At 71.5% G+C, this 14,364-nt stretch carries 10 protein-coding genes and 1 pseudogene; 4 read left to right on the top strand and 7 right to left on the bottom strand.

Annotated features, from left to right (window positions below; genetic code table 11):
- Nucleotides 1-230, bottom strand: a pseudogene (locus tag OKJ99_RS06840) (hypothetical protein); the annotation flags it as partial.
- Nucleotides 211-804, bottom strand: a complete 594-nt coding sequence (locus OKJ99_RS06835; protein ID WP_326014877.1) for an RNA polymerase sigma factor — start codon at nucleotides 802-804, stop codon at nucleotides 211-213. The gene OKJ99_RS06835 and the pseudogene OKJ99_RS06840, both read right to left, overlap by 20 nt.
- A gap of 120 nt (nucleotides 805-924) precedes the next feature.
- Here OKJ99_RS06835 and OKJ99_RS06830 point away from each other — a divergent pair, with 120 nt between their 5' ends.
- Nucleotides 925-1,452 carry a COG4315 family predicted lipoprotein gene (locus OKJ99_RS06830; protein WP_326014876.1) on the top strand — a complete coding sequence of 176 codons (528 nt, stop codon included), beginning with the start codon at nucleotides 925-927 and terminating at the stop codon, nucleotides 1,450-1,452.
- 59 nt (nucleotides 1,453-1,511) lie between these two features.
- Here the strand turns inward: OKJ99_RS06830 and OKJ99_RS06825 are convergent, their stop codons facing one another.
- Nucleotides 1,512-3,311: an ABC transporter ATP-binding protein gene (locus tag OKJ99_RS06825; RefSeq protein WP_326014875.1), complete on the bottom strand. Its 1,800-nt coding sequence runs from the start codon at nucleotides 3,309-3,311 to the stop codon at nucleotides 1,512-1,514.
- A complete protein-coding gene (locus OKJ99_RS06820; RefSeq protein ID WP_326014873.1) occupies nucleotides 3,308-5,173 on the bottom strand; it encodes an ABC transporter ATP-binding protein in 1,866 nt (621 codons plus the stop codon). The genes OKJ99_RS06825 and OKJ99_RS06820 overlap by 4 nt, the downstream gene beginning before the upstream one ends.
- A gap of 190 nt (nucleotides 5,174-5,363) precedes the next feature.
- Here OKJ99_RS06820 and OKJ99_RS06815 point away from each other — a divergent pair, with 190 nt between their 5' ends.
- The gene (locus OKJ99_RS06815) at nucleotides 5,364-6,116 is read left to right on the top strand and encodes a L,D-transpeptidase family protein (protein ID WP_326014872.1); all 753 of its coding nucleotides are present in this window, start codon (nucleotides 5,364-5,366) and stop codon (nucleotides 6,114-6,116) included.
- Between the two features lie 66 nt (nucleotides 6,117-6,182).
- Here the strand turns inward: OKJ99_RS06815 and OKJ99_RS06810 are convergent, their stop codons facing one another.
- The 3 genes from OKJ99_RS06810 to OKJ99_RS06800 form a co-directional block, all read right to left on the bottom strand.
- Entirely contained in the window at nucleotides 6,183-7,640 is a 1,458-nt protein-coding gene (locus OKJ99_RS06810; protein ID WP_326014870.1) for a Gfo/Idh/MocA family protein, read from the bottom strand.
- Nucleotides 7,641-7,779: 139 nt separating this feature from the next.
- Entirely contained in the window at nucleotides 7,780-10,713 is a 2,934-nt protein-coding gene (locus tag OKJ99_RS06805; protein WP_326014869.1) for an FAD-binding and (Fe-S)-binding domain-containing protein, read from the bottom strand.
- Between the two features lie 13 nt (nucleotides 10,714-10,726).
- Nucleotides 10,727-11,170, bottom strand: a complete 444-nt coding sequence (locus tag OKJ99_RS06800; RefSeq protein WP_326014868.1) for a MarR family winged helix-turn-helix transcriptional regulator — start codon at nucleotides 11,168-11,170, stop codon at nucleotides 10,727-10,729.
- Between the two features lie 53 nt (nucleotides 11,171-11,223).
- Here OKJ99_RS06800 and OKJ99_RS06795 point away from each other — a divergent pair, with 53 nt between their 5' ends.
- Both OKJ99_RS06795 and mltG read left to right on the top strand, forming a co-directional pair.
- Nucleotides 11,224-13,089: an ABC transporter ATP-binding protein gene (locus OKJ99_RS06795; RefSeq protein WP_407700654.1), complete on the top strand. Its 1,866-nt coding sequence runs from the start codon at nucleotides 11,224-11,226 to the stop codon at nucleotides 13,087-13,089.
- A 120-nt stretch (nucleotides 13,090-13,209) separates the two neighbouring features.
- A complete protein-coding gene (mltG, locus tag OKJ99_RS06790; protein WP_326014865.1) occupies nucleotides 13,210-14,043 on the top strand; it encodes an endolytic transglycosylase MltG in 834 nt (277 codons plus the stop codon).
- The last annotated feature ends 321 nt before the right edge of the window (nucleotides 14,044-14,364 follow it).

Genomic DNA, 14,364 nt, shown 5'->3' with positions numbered 1-14,364 from the left:
GGCGCGGGCCGGTGCACGTCGAGGCGTTCCAGGACCCGTGCGTCGAACCCCGCCGGGGCGGCGAGCGCGGGCGCCGCGGGCAGCACGCTGTCGACGGCCGCCGCCAGGTCGTCGTATGCCGAGCGGCAGGTCGAGCACAGGGAGAGGTGGCGCAGCAGCTCGTCCTGCCCACCGGGGAGCGTCCCGAGGGCGAGGGCGATCAGCTCGTCCTCATCGGGGTGGCGTGCCATCGCGGCTCTCCTCCTTCGACGCCTCACGCAGCCTCCGCAGGCCGGTCCGGATCCGGGTCTTGGCGGTGCCGAGCGGGATGCCCTCGTGCCGGCCCACCTCCTGCGCCGTGCACCCGCCGAGCACCGCCAGGGCGACCGCGCGGGCCTGCTCGACCGGCAGGGCGCGCAGCCGTCGCACGGCACGTTCGCTCTCGAGCGAGACCAGTGCGAGGCGTTCCGGGCTCTCGCTCTGCAGCGTCACATCGAGCAGCCGCTCCAACGTCTCGGCCAGCATCGGCACGGGCCTGCGGGCGCGTACGGCGTCGATGGCGGCGTTGCGCGTGATCGTCAGCAGCCAGGTGAGGGCCGAGGCGCGGCGGGCGTCGTAGCTGCCCGCGGCCCGCCAGGCCCGGACGAACACCTCCTGGCTCACGTCCTCGGCCAGAGCGGAGTCGCGGGTGACCGACAGGGCGAGGCCGTACACCGCGTCCTGGAAGCGGCGTACGAAGGCGACGGCCGCCTGCTCGTCGCCCAGGGCGAAGCCGGCGACGAGCGAGGCGTCGTCGGCGCGATCCGCCCGCGAGAACAGTTCCACGCCCCCTTATACGTACGAGAGAGGTGAAGGGATTGCACGCAGCGTCCGTGTTCCGTCGGGTGGCGCAATCCATCGGCGTCCCGCGTTCGTACAACCTCCGCGAGAAGGGACGGAGTGACCATGAAGAACTTCAGGATCGGCGTGGCCGGGTTCGCGCTCGTGGCGGCCTTCGGACTGGCGGGCTGCGGGGGTGGTGGCGGCTCGGATGGTGGCGGCAGTTCGGGCGGCGGCACGCCCGCGGCCAAGGACGCCTCCACTTTGAGCACGAGCGACTCGCCGCTGGGCAAGATCCTCGTCGACGGCAAGGGACGCACGCTCTACCTGTTCACCAGCGACGGCAAGAACAGCAACTCCATGAAGTGCGACGCGAAGTGCGTCAAGGAATGGCCGCACATGGAGGGCAAGCCCAAGGCTGGCGCCGGGATCCAGTCGAACCTCATCGCCACGACGAAGGGGAACGGCACAGCGCAGGCGACGTACGCCGGACACCCGCTCTACTACTACGCCGACGATCACAAGGCGGGGGACACGAAGGGGCAGGGCATCGACCAGATCTGGTACGTCCTCGACTCCCACGGCAATGCGATCAAGAAGGCCCCGCCAGGGGGCAGCGGGGAGGACAACGACAGTGGTGGCAACGGCTACTGAGGCGACGCCGGCCGGGAGCCGCGCCTAAGAGAGGGCTCCCGACCGCCGCCGTCGGCACGTCAGCCGTGCCAGGACCGCCACAGCGCCGCGTACGCGCCGTCGGCCGCGACCAGGTCGTCGTGGCTGCCGAGTTCGCGGATCCGGCCGTCCTCGACCACGGCGATCACGTCCGCGTCGTGGGCGGTGTGCAGCCGGTGCGCGATGGCCACGACCGTGCGCCCGTCGAGTACCCGGCTGAGCGAGCGCTCCAGGTTGCGGGCCGCGCGCGGGTCGAGCAGCGAGGTCGCCTCGTCGAGGACCAGCGTGTGCGGGTCGGCGAGCACCAGCCGGGCCAGCGCGATCTGCTGCGCCTGCGCCGGGGTGAGGGCGACCCCGCCCGAGCCGACCTCCGTGTCGAGGCCGTCGGCGAGGCCACCGGCCCACCCGTCGGCGTCGACCGCGCCGAGGGCGGCCCACAGCTCCGCGTCCCCTGCGCCCGTGCGGGCCAGGCGGAGGTTGTCGCGCAGGGAGCCCACGAAGACGTGGTGCTCCTGGTTGACCAGCGCCACATGGGAGCGCACCCGCTCGGCCTGCATCCGCGAGAGTTCCGCGCCGCCCAGCGTGACCTGCCCGGTGCGCGGGGCGTAGATCCCGGCGAGCAGCCGCCCGAGCGTCGACTTGCCCGCGCCCGAGGGACCGACGAGGGCGAGCCGCGTGCCGGGCGCGACCTCCAGCGACACCTCGCGCAGCACGTCGACGCCCTCGCGGTAGCCGAAGTGCACCGCGTCGGCCTGGACATCACGGCCGTCGGGCCGCACGGAGGCGTCGCCCGCGTCCGGCTCGATGTCCCGCACACCCACGAGCCGGGCCAGCGACACCTGGGCGACCTGAAGCTCGTCGTACCAGCGCAGGATCAGGCCGATCGGATCCACCAGCATCTGCGCGATGAGCGCACTCGTGGTCAGCTGCCCCACGCCGATCCAGCCCTGGAGGACGAAGACGCCACCGACCACCAGCACCGACAGCAGCACCAGGACGTGCACGGTGTTGATCACCGGGAAGAAGGCGGAGCGCAGATAGAGGGTGTAGCGCTCCCACGCGGTCCACTCCTTGATGCGCCGTTCCGACAGCTCGATGCGGCGGTCGCCGAGCCGGTGCGCCTCGACGGTGCGCCCGGCGTCCACGGTCTCGGCGAGCGCGGCGGCGACGGCCGCGTACCCGGCGGCCTCCGAGCGGTACGCCGACGGCGCCCGCTTGAAGTACCAGCGGCAGCCGAGCACCAGGACCGGCACCGCGATGAGCAGCGCGGGCGCCAGCGGCGGCGCGGTCACCGCGAGTCCGCCGACGAGCAGCACCACCCACACGACACCGATGGACAGTTGGGGCACGGCCTCCCGCATCGCGTTCGCGAGCCGGTCGATGTCCGTGGTGATCCGGGACAGCAGGTCGCCCGTGCCCGCCCGCTCCAGGACGCCGGGCGGCAGGCCCACGGACCGCACCAGGAAGTCCTCCCGCAGATCCGCCAGCATCCGCTCGCCGAGCATGGCCCCGCGCAGCCGCACCTGCCGGATGAACACGGCCTGGACCACCAGGGCGAGCGCGAACAGGCCGATGGTGCGGGCCAGTTGGGGCCCTTCGACGGAGCCGGCGCCGCCCGGGCCCTCGGAGACGTCCTGGATCAGTCCGCCGAGCAGGTACGGGCCGGCCATCGACGCGATGACGGCGACCGTGTTCACGCCGATGAGCAGGAGGAACTCGCGCCGGTGGCGCTGGTACAGCTCACGCACATAGGCGCGGACCGTGGCCGGGGCGCCGACCGGCAGGGTGTGCGCCGTGGTGGGGGCCGCCGGGTCGTAGGCCGGTGGCGCTACGCCGATCATGCCGTCTCCTCGATCTCGATATCGGTGCTGATGCCGGTGCCGGTGGCGGCGCCGGGGTGCTTGCCGCTCTTGCCGGGGCGCGGTTCGGCGCCGGGGGAGGCCTGCTCCTCGTCGGTCTCGCGGGTGACGACCGCGCGGTACCGGGCCTCGGTACGCACCAGTTCACGATGCTCGCCGACCGCGGCGACCTCGCCCCCGTGGACGAACACCACACGGTCGGCGCGGTCCAGGACCAGCGGCGACGAGGTCAGCACCACGGTCGTGCGGCCGCTGCGCAGCGCGCGCACGCCCTGGGCGATGCGGGCCTCGGTGTGCGAGTCGACGGCGGACGTCGGCTCGTCGAGCACCAGCGTCTCCGGGTCGGTCACCAGCGAGCGGGCCAGGGCGAGGCGCTGGCGCTGGCCACCGGAGAGGGATCGGCCGCGTTCGGTGATGCGGGCGGTCATCGGGTCCTCGTCCGGGGCGCCCTGGGTGAGGGCGCCCAGCACGTCGGAACACTGGGCGGCGGCCAGCGCCTCGTCGGGCGTGACGCCCGCGGAGGCCGGTACGTCGAGGAGCTCGGCGAGGGTGCCGGAGAGCAGCACCGGGTCCTTGTCCTGGACGAGCACGGCCGTCCGGGCGACATCCAGCGGCAGTCCGTCGAGCGGTACGCCGTCGAGCAGGACGGACGGCGCCGCCTCGCCCGCGTCGTCGTCGGTGGCGGAAGCGGGGTGCCCGCCGAGCCGGTCGGCCAGGCGCCCCGCCAGATCCGGGTCGCCGCACACCACGGCGGTGAGCCGCCCCGCGGGCGCCAGCACACCGGTCGCCGGGTCGTACAGGTCGCCGACCGGCGCCTTCGCCTCGCGCAGCCCGCCCTCCGGTTCCGTGATGCGCTCCAGGGCCAGCACCCGGGACGCGCGCTGCGCGGACGGCCGGGAGAACGAGTACGCCATGGCGATCTCTTCGAAGTGGCGCAGCGGGTAATTCAGGAGCATCACCCCGCTGTAGACGGTGACCAGCTCACCGACCGTGATCCGGCCCTCGCGCGCGAGGGCGACGCCGTACCAGACCAGCACGATCGTCAGCAGGCCGGGAAGGAGAACCTGGATCGCGGAGATCAGCGCCCACATACGCGCGCTGCGCACGGCGGCCCGGCGCACATCCTGCGAGGCGCGGCGGTAGCGGTCGAGGAACAGTTCCTCGCCGCCGATGCCGCGCAGCACGCGCAGGCCCGCGACGGTGTCCGAGGCGAGTTCGGTGGCATGGCCCGCCTTCTCCCGCTGGTGGTCCGCGCGCCGGGTGGCGCGGGGGAGCAGCGGCAGCACGGCGAGCGCCAGGACCGGCATGCCGAGCGCGACGACGACACCGAGCGCGGGCTGGTAGATCAGGAGTCCCACGGCGGCGATGACGACGGTGAGTGCGGCGGCGGTGAAGCGGGAGAGCGCCTCGACGAACCAGCCGATCTTCTCCACGTCGCCGGTGGACACCGCGACGACCTCGCCCGCGGCGACCCGCCGGGTGAGGGCGGCGCCGAGCGTCGCGGTCTTGCGGGCGAGGAGCTGCTGGACGCGGGCGGCGGCGGTGATCCAGTTCGTGACGGACGTGCGGTGCAGCATCGTGTCTCCGACCGCGACGCCGATGCCGAGCAGCACGATCAGTGCGCCGGCCTTGGCGAGACCGGAGCCGGAGCGGTCGACGACCGCCTGCACCGCGTAGCCGACCCCGTACGCGAGGCCGGCGACGGAGACGAAGTGGATCAGGCCCCAGACAAGGGACTTGGCCTGCCCACCGAGCTGGTTCCGGCCGAGCCAGAGCAGGAACCGGGGCCCCGAGCGTGCGTCCGGCACACCCGGGTCTGGATACGGAAGGTCGGAGATCTGCATGACGTCCCAGGGCTCGAAGCGGGGTGGATCGAAGAAGCGGACTCAACGGCAGCAAACCGTGAAAGGTTCGCGTCCCGTGGCGAGCCGAGGCAAACGGTTTTACGGCGCCGGGCAAAGAATCGGGCCGGATCGACCGTCGTGATCGGAGTCGGTCCCGCGGTTCGCGACCTGTGGTGCGACCATGGAACGCATGCGGAGTGCGGGTGCGATCAGGGCGGGCGTCGCGATGGCGGCGTGCGGTGTCCTGCTGACGACGGTGGCCGCCTGCGGCGCCGACGGCGGCGACAGCGGGAAGAAGGCCACGGCGGGGGCGAACTCCTCGGGCGGTGAGTCCCGGGGAACCGAGGCGCGCGCGGCAGACCTGGAGCGCATCCCGGGGGTGGGCGGCCGCTACCAGAAGCAGATCCCGGCGAACGCCCGGCAGGTCGTGGCCGTGTACGGCGACGGCAAGGACGCGGCGGGCTCCACCATCGCCCTCTACACCAAGTCCGGCGACACCTGGAAGAAGCAGCGAAGCTGGGCCGGGCACAACGGCAAGAAGGGCTGGACGACGAGCCACCACGAGGGCGACAAGCGCAGCCCCGTCGGTGTCTTCACGCTCAGCGACGCCGGCGGTGTCCTCGCCGACCCGGGGGCGAAGCTGCCGTACACGCAGTCGGCGTCGATCCAGGCCCCGCACTACTGGGCGAAGTCGCACTGGCACGACTTCGACTACGTCATCGCCATCGACTACAACCGCGCCAAGGGCACGCCGCCCAACGACCCGACCCGGCCGCAGGGCCAGTCCAAGGGCGGCAGCATCTGGCTGCACATGGACCACGGCAGCGGCACCTCGGCGTGCGTGAGCCAGTCGAAGGGCGACATGGAGTACCTGCTCAAGACGCTCGACCCGAAGCAGCACCCGGTGGTCGTGATGGGCGACAAGGCCGAGCTCAACTCGTGAGCCGCGCGGCGGCAGCGCCCGGCCGATCGGTGGGGGCACGGTCCGGCCCGCGCCCCCACCGCGTGCTCAGGTCTCGCTCGGCTTCTCCGAGTTGACGCCGCCGCGCGCCTTGCGCCATCCGCCGCGCGTGAAGTCGGGGATCTGCTGCGGCGCGCCCTTCGCCTTGATCGAGAGGTGGCTCAGCGGAACCGGCGAGGTCCAGGTGACGGCGTCGTACACGTCGAAATCCGGGACGAGCCCGAGGCGCATCGTCTGCATCAGGCGGAACACCATGATGTAGTCCATGCCGCCGTGCCCGCCCGGCGGGTTCGCGTGCTCCTTCCACAGCCAGTGGTCCCAGTCGGCGTACTTCGCGAAGTCGCCCCAGGCGTCGTTCGTGTGGTCGGGCTCTATGTAGATCCGCGCCGGGTAGTCCTCGAACACACCCTTCGTACCGCCGAGTTGGTTGATCCGCGAGTACGGGTGCGGGGTGCTGACGTCGTGCTCCAGGCGGATCACACGGCCCTTCGCCGTCTGGACCAGGCTGATGGTCCGGTCCGACTCGATGTACGTCTCCTTCCAGCTCGGATCGCCCTTGGGCATGTGCTCCTCGCGGTACTCGGCCAGGCCGAGGGCGGGGGTGCCGAAGCTGGAGATGTGGGTGACGCGGTCGCCGCGGTTGATGTCCATGTAGTTCGCGACCGGACCGAAGCCGTGGTTCGGGTAGAGGTCGCCGCGCAGCCGCGTGTGCCACAGCCGGCGCCACGGACCCTCGTAGTAGTCCGGGTCGAACATCAGGCCGCGCAGGTCGTGGTTGTACGCGCCGGCGCCGTGCAGCAGCTCACCGAACTTGCCCGCGTGGGCCATCCGCAGGACGCGCATCTCGTTGCGCCCGTAGCAGCAGTTCTCCAGCTGCATACAGTGTCTTCGGGTGCGCTCGGACAGGTCCACCAGCTCCCACAGCTGGTCCAGTTGGAGCGAGACGGGACACTCGACGCCGACGTGCTTTCCGTTCAGCATCGCCGTCTTCGCCATCTCGAAGTGCCAGTCCCACGGCGTCGCCACGTACACGAAGTCGATGTCCCCGCGCTTGCACAGGTTCTCGAAGTCGTGATCGCCCTTGACGTAGGTGGCGGGCGCGGGCTGGCCCGCCGCCGTCACCTTCGCCGCCGCCTTGGCGGTCTTGTCCTTGACCGGGTCGCACACGGCGACGACCTGGACGCCCGGGATCGCCAGGAAGAGGTCGATCATGCTGCCGCCGCGGTTGCCGAGGCCGACGATGCCGACCCGGACCGTGGACCGGCGCTCGAACGGTACCCCGATCATCGTGTCGCCCTGCCGGGCAGGTGCCGCCGCGGTGGTGGCCTCGGCCGCCCCGGAGCCACCGGCGCCGGAAGCCTCCGCGGCCTGTGCCGGCACGCTCGACCCCAGCGCGACGAGCCCGAGGCCGGCGGCGCCGGCGGCACCCGCGTTGCGCAGCACCTCGCGGCGGGAGTGGCCATCGGGTTCGGGAGAGTCGAGAGGGCTGCGCTCGTTGTCGTGCATCGGACCTCCAACAGGGTGGGTGCGGTGCCGGGGCAAACGCAAGCCACCCTGCTGGGAGTGAGAGCAGGGGCGCAAGAGGTCGAAGCGGACGGGTGGTTGGACTTCTGTCATCGGGCCTTTGGACTCATGTGACGAGCCCTCACGCGCGGGCCGCGCCGGGGCGCGTCGCCCGCTCCAGCTCGACCAGCACCGAGTAGTACGAGCGGCCCGTCGCATGGTCCATGCCGACCTCGCACATTCGGTTCGCCGACAGATGGGCGTCGTACGCGCGGGACGTGACCTCCGCGGCTTCCTTCGCCGTGGCGGACTCGGTCAGCTCCTTGTGGAGCATGCCGCGGTCGCCCGCGAAGCCGCAGCAGCCCGCGTCGTCAGGCAGCACCACCTCGTCGGCGCACGCCTCGGCCACGGCTCTCAACTGGCCCACGTCGCCCAGGTGTTCCATGGAGCACGTCGGGTGCAGCACGGCGGAGCCGATCGTGCGCTCGACGGTGAGCCGCGGCAGCAGCTCCTCCGCGGCCCACACCAGGGAGTCCACGATGGTCAGCTCCGCGTGCAACTCCCGGTTGTCGTCGGTGAGATACGGCACCACCTCGTGCGCGATGCCCAGCGTGCACGAGGAGGCGTCCACCACGAGGGGCAGCCGGCCGCCCCCGGTCCAGGCCCAGGCCGCTTCGACGATCCGGTTCGCCATCACGGTGTTGCCCTCGTCGTAGCCCTTGGAGTGCCAGATCGTGGCGCAGCACGTCCCGGCCACATTGTCCGGGATCCACACCGGCTGGCCCGCGCGCGCGGAGACCGCGACAACGGCCTGAGGCAGCGATACGTCGCCGGGGGTGCCGAAAATGCGGTTCACGCAGGCCGGGTAGTAGACGGCCGTGGCCCCCACGCGCGCGGTGCGCGGTAGTTTCCGGGCCGCCGCGGCAGGTACCTCCGGCAGCCACTCGGGCACCAGGTCCGGCCGGATCGCCTTGCGCGCGGCCCCCGTCACGGCAGTGAGGAGACGGTCGCCGATCTTGTCGGCCGCCGCCACGGCGAGCCGCGCCGAGGCCTCCACCGCCTTGAAGTTCTTCGCGACGAGCGCGGCCGTCCGCTCCTCGCGCGGCGAGTGCCGGGCGCGCCGGAACGTCTTCATGAACGCCCCCGTGTCGATGCCGACCGGGCAGGCCAGCTTGCACGTGGAGTCACCGGCGCAGGTGTCCACGGCGTCGTACCCGTAGGCGTCGATCAGCTCGTCCTCGACCGGTGAACCGGACGGCTGGCGCATCATCTCGCGGCGCAGCACGATCCGCTGGCGCGGCGTGGTCGTCAAGTCCTCACTGGGGCACGTGGGTTCGCAGAAGCCGCACTCGATGCACGGGTCGGCGATCAGCTCCACCTTGGGGATCGTCTTGAGGCCCCGCAGATGGGCCTTCGGGTCGCGGTCGAGCACGATGCGCGGCGCGAGCACCCCGTCCGGGTCGATGACCTGCTTGGTGCGCCACATCAACTCCGTGGCCTTGGCGCCCCATTCGAGCTCCAGGAAGGGGGCGATATTGCGGCCCGTCGCGTGCTCCGCCTTCAGGGAGCCGTCGAACCGCTCGACCGTGAGGCGGCAGAACTCGTCCATGAACGCCGCGTACCGGTCGACGTCCTCCGGCTTGCCCGCGTCGAACGCCAGGAGGAAGTGCAGATTGCCGTGCGCCGCGTGGCCCGCCACCGCGGCGTCGAAACCGTGCCGCGTCTGTAGTTCGAGCAGTTCCTCGCACGCCTCCGCGAGCCGTGAGGGCGGCACCGCGAAGTCCTCCGTGATCAGCGTCGTGCCCGAAGGGCGCGAGCCGCCGACCGCCGTCACGAACGCCTTGCGCGCCTTCCAGTAGCCCCCGATCGTCTTCGCGTCCCGCGTGAACTCATTGGTCACCGAGGCGACGGGCGCGACGAGTTCGAGGCCTTCGAGGGCCTTCGCGGCCGCCTGCTCGAAGGCGGCCTGCGCGGCCTCGTCCGGGGCGCGGAACTCCACGAGCAGCGCCGCCGTCTCCTTGGGCAGCGCCGCCCAGTCCTGCGGCACGCCCTGCACGCTGACCGAGGCGCGCAGCGTATTGCCGTCCATCAGCTCCACGGCCAGGGCGCCGGCCTCGTTGAACACCGGCACCGCCGCGGCGGCCGCGGGCAGGGAGGGGAAGAACAGCAGCGCCGTCGACACGTTCCGGTCCAACGGCAGGGTGTCGAAGACGACTTCGGAGATGAACCCGAAGGTGCCCTCCGAGCCCACCATCAGGCCGCGCATGATCTGCACCGGCGTCCCGCCGTCGAGGAAGGCGTCCAGACGGTACCCGTTCGTGTTCTTGATCTCGTACTTGGCGCGGATCCTGCGGGCGAGCTCCGCGTCCTCCTCGATCTCCCGCTTGATCGCCAACAGGGCCTCGCAGAGCGCCGGTTCGGCATGCGTCAGATCCTCGTCCGCGCGCGGGTCGCCGGTGTCGACGACGGTGCCGGACGGCAGTACGAAGGTGAGGGAGGAGACCGTCCGGTACGAGTTCCGCGTCGTGCCCGCCGTCATCCCCGACGCGTTGTTCGCCACCACGCCGCCCACCGTGCAGGCGATCGCGCTCGCGGGGTCGGGGCCGAGCACGCGCCCGTGCCGCGCGAGCGTGGCGTTCGCGCGCACGATCGTGGTGCCGGGGGCGATCCGCGCGCGCGAACCGTCGTCGAGCACCTCGATGCCCGCCCAGAACTTGCGGACGTCGACGAGGATGTCCTCGCCCTGCGCCTGCCCGTTCAGCGACGTGCCCGCCGCGCGGAAGACGACCTCGCGGCCCTTGCCGTGCGCGTAGGAGAGCACCGCCGACACGTCGTCGATGTCCTCGGCGACCACCACGACCTGCGGCACGAAGCGGTAGGGGCTGGCGTCCGACGCGTAGCGCACCAGGTCCGAGATCTTGGTGAGCACCTTGTCCGCGCCGAGCAGCCGCGTCAGCTCCGAGCGCAGCGGCTCCTGGGTGCCACCGGCCTGCCGGTCCGCGACCCGGTCGGGCGCCGGTCCCGACGAGCGGGATCCGGGACGCAGGGCTTCCGGCTTCGGCTCCAGCAGCGGCATGGCCTCTCCTCGCTCAGCAGTCGCGGTCGTGCGGGGACCCGAACAGCGTGTTGAGCAACACCGTCAGCTGCGCTCGCTGCTCCTTGTCCAATGGGGCCAGGATCTCCTCTGCCGCCGCGCGGCGCGCGCTGCGCAGCTCCCGCAGAGCGGCCCGCCCCTTGTCGGTGAGCTCGATCCGGATCACCCGGCGGTTCGTAGGGTCGGGCGCGCGGCGCACCAGATCGGCCGCCTCCAGGCCGTCCACCGTCGTCGTCACGGCGCGGGGGACCACCTCGAGGCGCTCCGCCAGATCGGCCATGCGCGGCGGCGTCTCGTAGTGCACCAGCATGCGCAGCAGCCGGGACTGTGCGGGCGTGATCCCGACGGGCTCCAGCTGGCGCCGCTGTATGCGCTGCAGGCGGCGGGTGAGCCGCAGCAGCTGCTCGGCGAGGAAACCGTCGGCGTCCGGTGTCTTCATGCCGGGAACATTAGCAGGACTTTGTGCATTGTGAATAGAGGTAACAATGCACTATGCTCCTCGAAGTCGAATCCCAGAAATGCCTAGGAGGCCCATTGCCCCGCGACGAAATCCGCTGGACGCCGCCCCCCGATGCCAACGCGCCGGGTCAGCCGCGGCAGATCCGCCGCATCCTGTCCCTCTTCCGTCCCTACCGCGGCCGGCTCGCCCTCGTCGGGCTGCTGGTCGGAGCCGCGTCCCTGGTCACGGTCGCGACGCCGTTCCTGCTCAAGGAGATCCTCGACGTCGCCATCCCGCAGGGCCGCACCGGGCTGCTCGGCCTGCTCGCCCTCGGCATGATCGTCAGCGCCGTCGTGACGAGCATCTTCGGCGTCCTGCAGACGCTGATCTCGACGACGGTCGGCCAGCGCGTCATGCACGACCTGCGCACCGCCGTCTACGGCCGGCTGCAGAGCATGTCCCTCGCCTTCTTCACCAAGACCCGCACCGGCGAGGTCCAGTCCCGCATCGCCAACGACATCGGCGGCATGCAGGCGACCGTGACCTCCACCGCGACCTCCCTCGTCTCGAACCTGACGAGCGTCATCGCCACGATCGTCGCGATGCTCGCCCTCGACTGGCGCCTGACGGTCGTCTCCCTGCTTCTGCTGCCGGTCTTCGTGTGGATCAGTCGCCGGGTCGGCCGTGAGCGCAAGAAGATCGCCACGCAGCGCCAGAAGCAGATGGCGGCGATGGCCGCCACGGTCACCGAGTCGCTCTCCGTCAGCGGCATCCTGCTCGGCCGCACCATGGGCCGTGCCGACTCCCTCACCAAGTCCTTCGCCGACGAGTCGGACGAACTGGTCGACCTGGAGGTCAGGTCGAACATGGCGGGGCGCTGGCGGATGGCCGTCATCAGCATCGTCATGGCCGCCATGCCCGCGGTCATCTACTGGGCGGCCGGCATCGCCCTGCACTTCGGCGGCCCCACCGTCTCCATCGGCACCCTCGTCGCGTTCGTCTCCCTGCAACAGGGCCTGTTCCGGCCGACCGTGAGCCTGCTGCAGACCGGCGTCCAGATCCAGACCTCGCTCGCCCTGTTCCAGCGCATCTTCGAGTACCTGGACCTGCCGGTCGACATCACCGAGCGAGAGGACGCGGTCCGCCTCGACACCGTCAAGGGCGAGGTCCGCTTCGAGAACGTCGAGTTCCGCTATGCCGCCGAAGATGCCGCCGACAAGCGGCAGGGCGCGATCCTCGACGGCATCGACCTCACCGTCCCCGCGGGCGGCAGCCTCGCCGTCGTGGGCCCCACCGGCTCCGGCAAGTCCACGCTCAGCTATCTGGTGCCGCGGCTCTACGACGTCACGGGCGGCCGCGTCACCCTCGACGGCGTGGACGTACGCGATCTGGACTTCGACACCCTCGCGCGCGCGATCGGCGTGGTCTCCCAGGAGACGTACCTGTTCCATGCCTCGGTGGCCGAGAACCTGCGGTTCGCCAAGCCCGACGCCTCCGACGAGGAGCTGCACGCGGCGGCCCGCGCGGCCCAGATCCACGAGCACATAGCCTCCCTGCCGGATGGCTACGACACCGTGGTCGGCGAGCGCGGTCACCGCTTCTCCGGAGGCGAGAAGCAGCGCCTGGCCATCGCCCGCACGATTCTGCGGGACCCGCCGGTGCTCATTCTCGACGAGGCGACCAGCGCGCTCGACACCCGCACCGAGCGCGCCGTGCAGGAAGCCATCGACGCGCTCTCGGCCAACCGCACGACGCTCACGATCGCGCACCGCCTCTCCACGGTCCGCGGCGCCGAGCAGATCGTGGTCCTGGACTCCGGGCGCATAGCCGAGCGCGGCACGCACGAGGAACTGCTCGATCGGGATGGCCGCTACGCGGCGCTCGTGCGGCGGGACGCGCGCGTGGAAGCGGCGGCGTGACAGGGGTCGTGCCCGGTCCGCCATGACACCGGAGCGAACAGCGGGGAGAGAGACCGTGAGGGAGTCGAGGAGGGCGGAGATATGTCAGGGATGCTCTGACGCACGCGTTACCGTTCCGGCATGCAGACCGAGACTCCGCGACGGAGCACGACGCGACTCACGCGCCGAGGACGCGTCGCCATGACGGTGACCGGGGCGGTCGTGGCGGCAACGGCCGTCGCGGTGCCGCTGGCCCTGGCGGGTGAGGACGAGGCGAACCAGGTTCTGACCATCCCGGAGGGCTGGCGTTCGGGCCAGGTGTACGAGGCCGTCGACAAGGCGCTCGACGTCCCGGCCGGCACCACGAAGAAGGCCGCACCCAAGGCGCACCTCAAGCTTCCGGGCGACGCGGGTGGCAACGCCGAGGGCTATCTCTTCCCGGCCACGTATCCCTTGAGCGACGAGTCGACTCCGCAGTCGGTCCTTTCGTACATGGTCGGCACGGCCAACAAGAGGTTCGGCGGCAGCGGCACCACCGCGGGCGCCGAGCGCAAGACCGTCAACCCGTACCAGCGGGTCATCATCGCGAGCATCGTGCAGGCCGAGGCGGACAACAAGGAGGACATGGGCAGGGTCGCCCGCGTCATATACAACCGGCTCGATCACGGCATGCCGCTGCAGATGGACTCCACCATCAACTACGCGCTCGGCCGCTCCACGTTGGACACCACGCACGACGACACCAAGATCAACAACCCGTACAACACCTACGCGCGCAAGGGGCTGCCGCCCACCCCGATCGGTAATCCGGGGGAGCAGGCGATGCGGGCGGCGACCAGTCCGACGTCGGGCGACTGGCTGTACTTCGTGACGGTCAAGCCGGGGGACACGCGCTTCACCGCGGACCTGGGCGAGCAGGAGAAGAACGTGGCGGAGTTCAACAAGAACCAGGCGAAGGCCAAGAAGGACGGTTGACGGGTCCCTCCGGGGGGCCGGGTCGTGTGGGGCGGTGCTGGGCTCCCGGGGGTGGAGCGGGCGTTCGGCCGGCGGGACCGGGGTCGGTCGGGGGCGGTCGGGGGCGGGACCGAGGCGGGATCGAGGCTGGAGCTGGAGCTGGAGCTGGAGCTGGAGCTGGAGCTGGAGCTGGAGCTGGAGCCGGGTCCGAGCCCGAGCCCGAGCCGGAGCCCGAGCCCGAGCCGAAGCCCGAGCCGGAGCCGGAGCCCGAGCCCGAGCCGGAGCCCGAGCCCGAGCCGGGGCCGGGCAGAAGGGCGGCCCACCGGTTCGATTCGGATCACC

It is taken from the genome of Streptomyces endophyticus (genome assembly GCF_035798155.1).
GTDB lineage: Bacteria > Actinomycetota > Actinomycetes > Streptomycetales > Streptomycetaceae > Streptomyces > Streptomyces endophyticus.
Note: the sequence above shows the minus strand (reverse complement) of the source record. Positions and strands in the feature narration are given on the sequence as shown.

Excerpts from the sequence above, each read along its gene's own strand:
- OKJ99_RS06810 (WP_326014870.1), bottom strand. The coding sequence starts at position 7,640 with ATGCACGACAACGAGCGCAGCCCTCTCGACTCTCCCGAACCCGATGGC.
- OKJ99_RS06800 (WP_326014868.1), bottom strand. The coding sequence starts at position 11,170 with ATGAAGACACCGGACGCCGACGGTTTCCTCGCCGAGCAGCTGCTGCGG.
- mltG (WP_326014865.1), top strand. The coding sequence starts at position 13,210 with ATGCAGACCGAGACTCCGCGACGGAGCACGACGCGACTCACGCGCCGA.
- OKJ99_RS06795 (WP_407700654.1), top strand. The coding sequence starts at position 11,224 with ATGCTCCTCGAAGTCGAATCCCAGAAATGCCTAGGAGGCCCATTGCCC.
- OKJ99_RS06825 (WP_326014875.1), bottom strand. The coding sequence starts at position 3,311 with ATGATCGGCGTAGCGCCACCGGCCTACGACCCGGCGGCCCCCACCACG.
- OKJ99_RS06820 (WP_326014873.1), bottom strand. The coding sequence starts at position 5,173 with ATGCAGATCTCCGACCTTCCGTATCCAGACCCGGGTGTGCCGGACGCA.
- OKJ99_RS06815 (WP_326014872.1), top strand. The coding sequence starts at position 5,364 with ATGCGGAGTGCGGGTGCGATCAGGGCGGGCGTCGCGATGGCGGCGTGC.
- OKJ99_RS06805 (WP_326014869.1), bottom strand. The coding sequence starts at position 10,713 with ATGCCGCTGCTGGAGCCGAAGCCGGAAGCCCTGCGTCCCGGATCCCGC.
- OKJ99_RS06830 (WP_326014876.1), top strand. The coding sequence starts at position 925 with ATGAAGAACTTCAGGATCGGCGTGGCCGGGTTCGCGCTCGTGGCGGCC.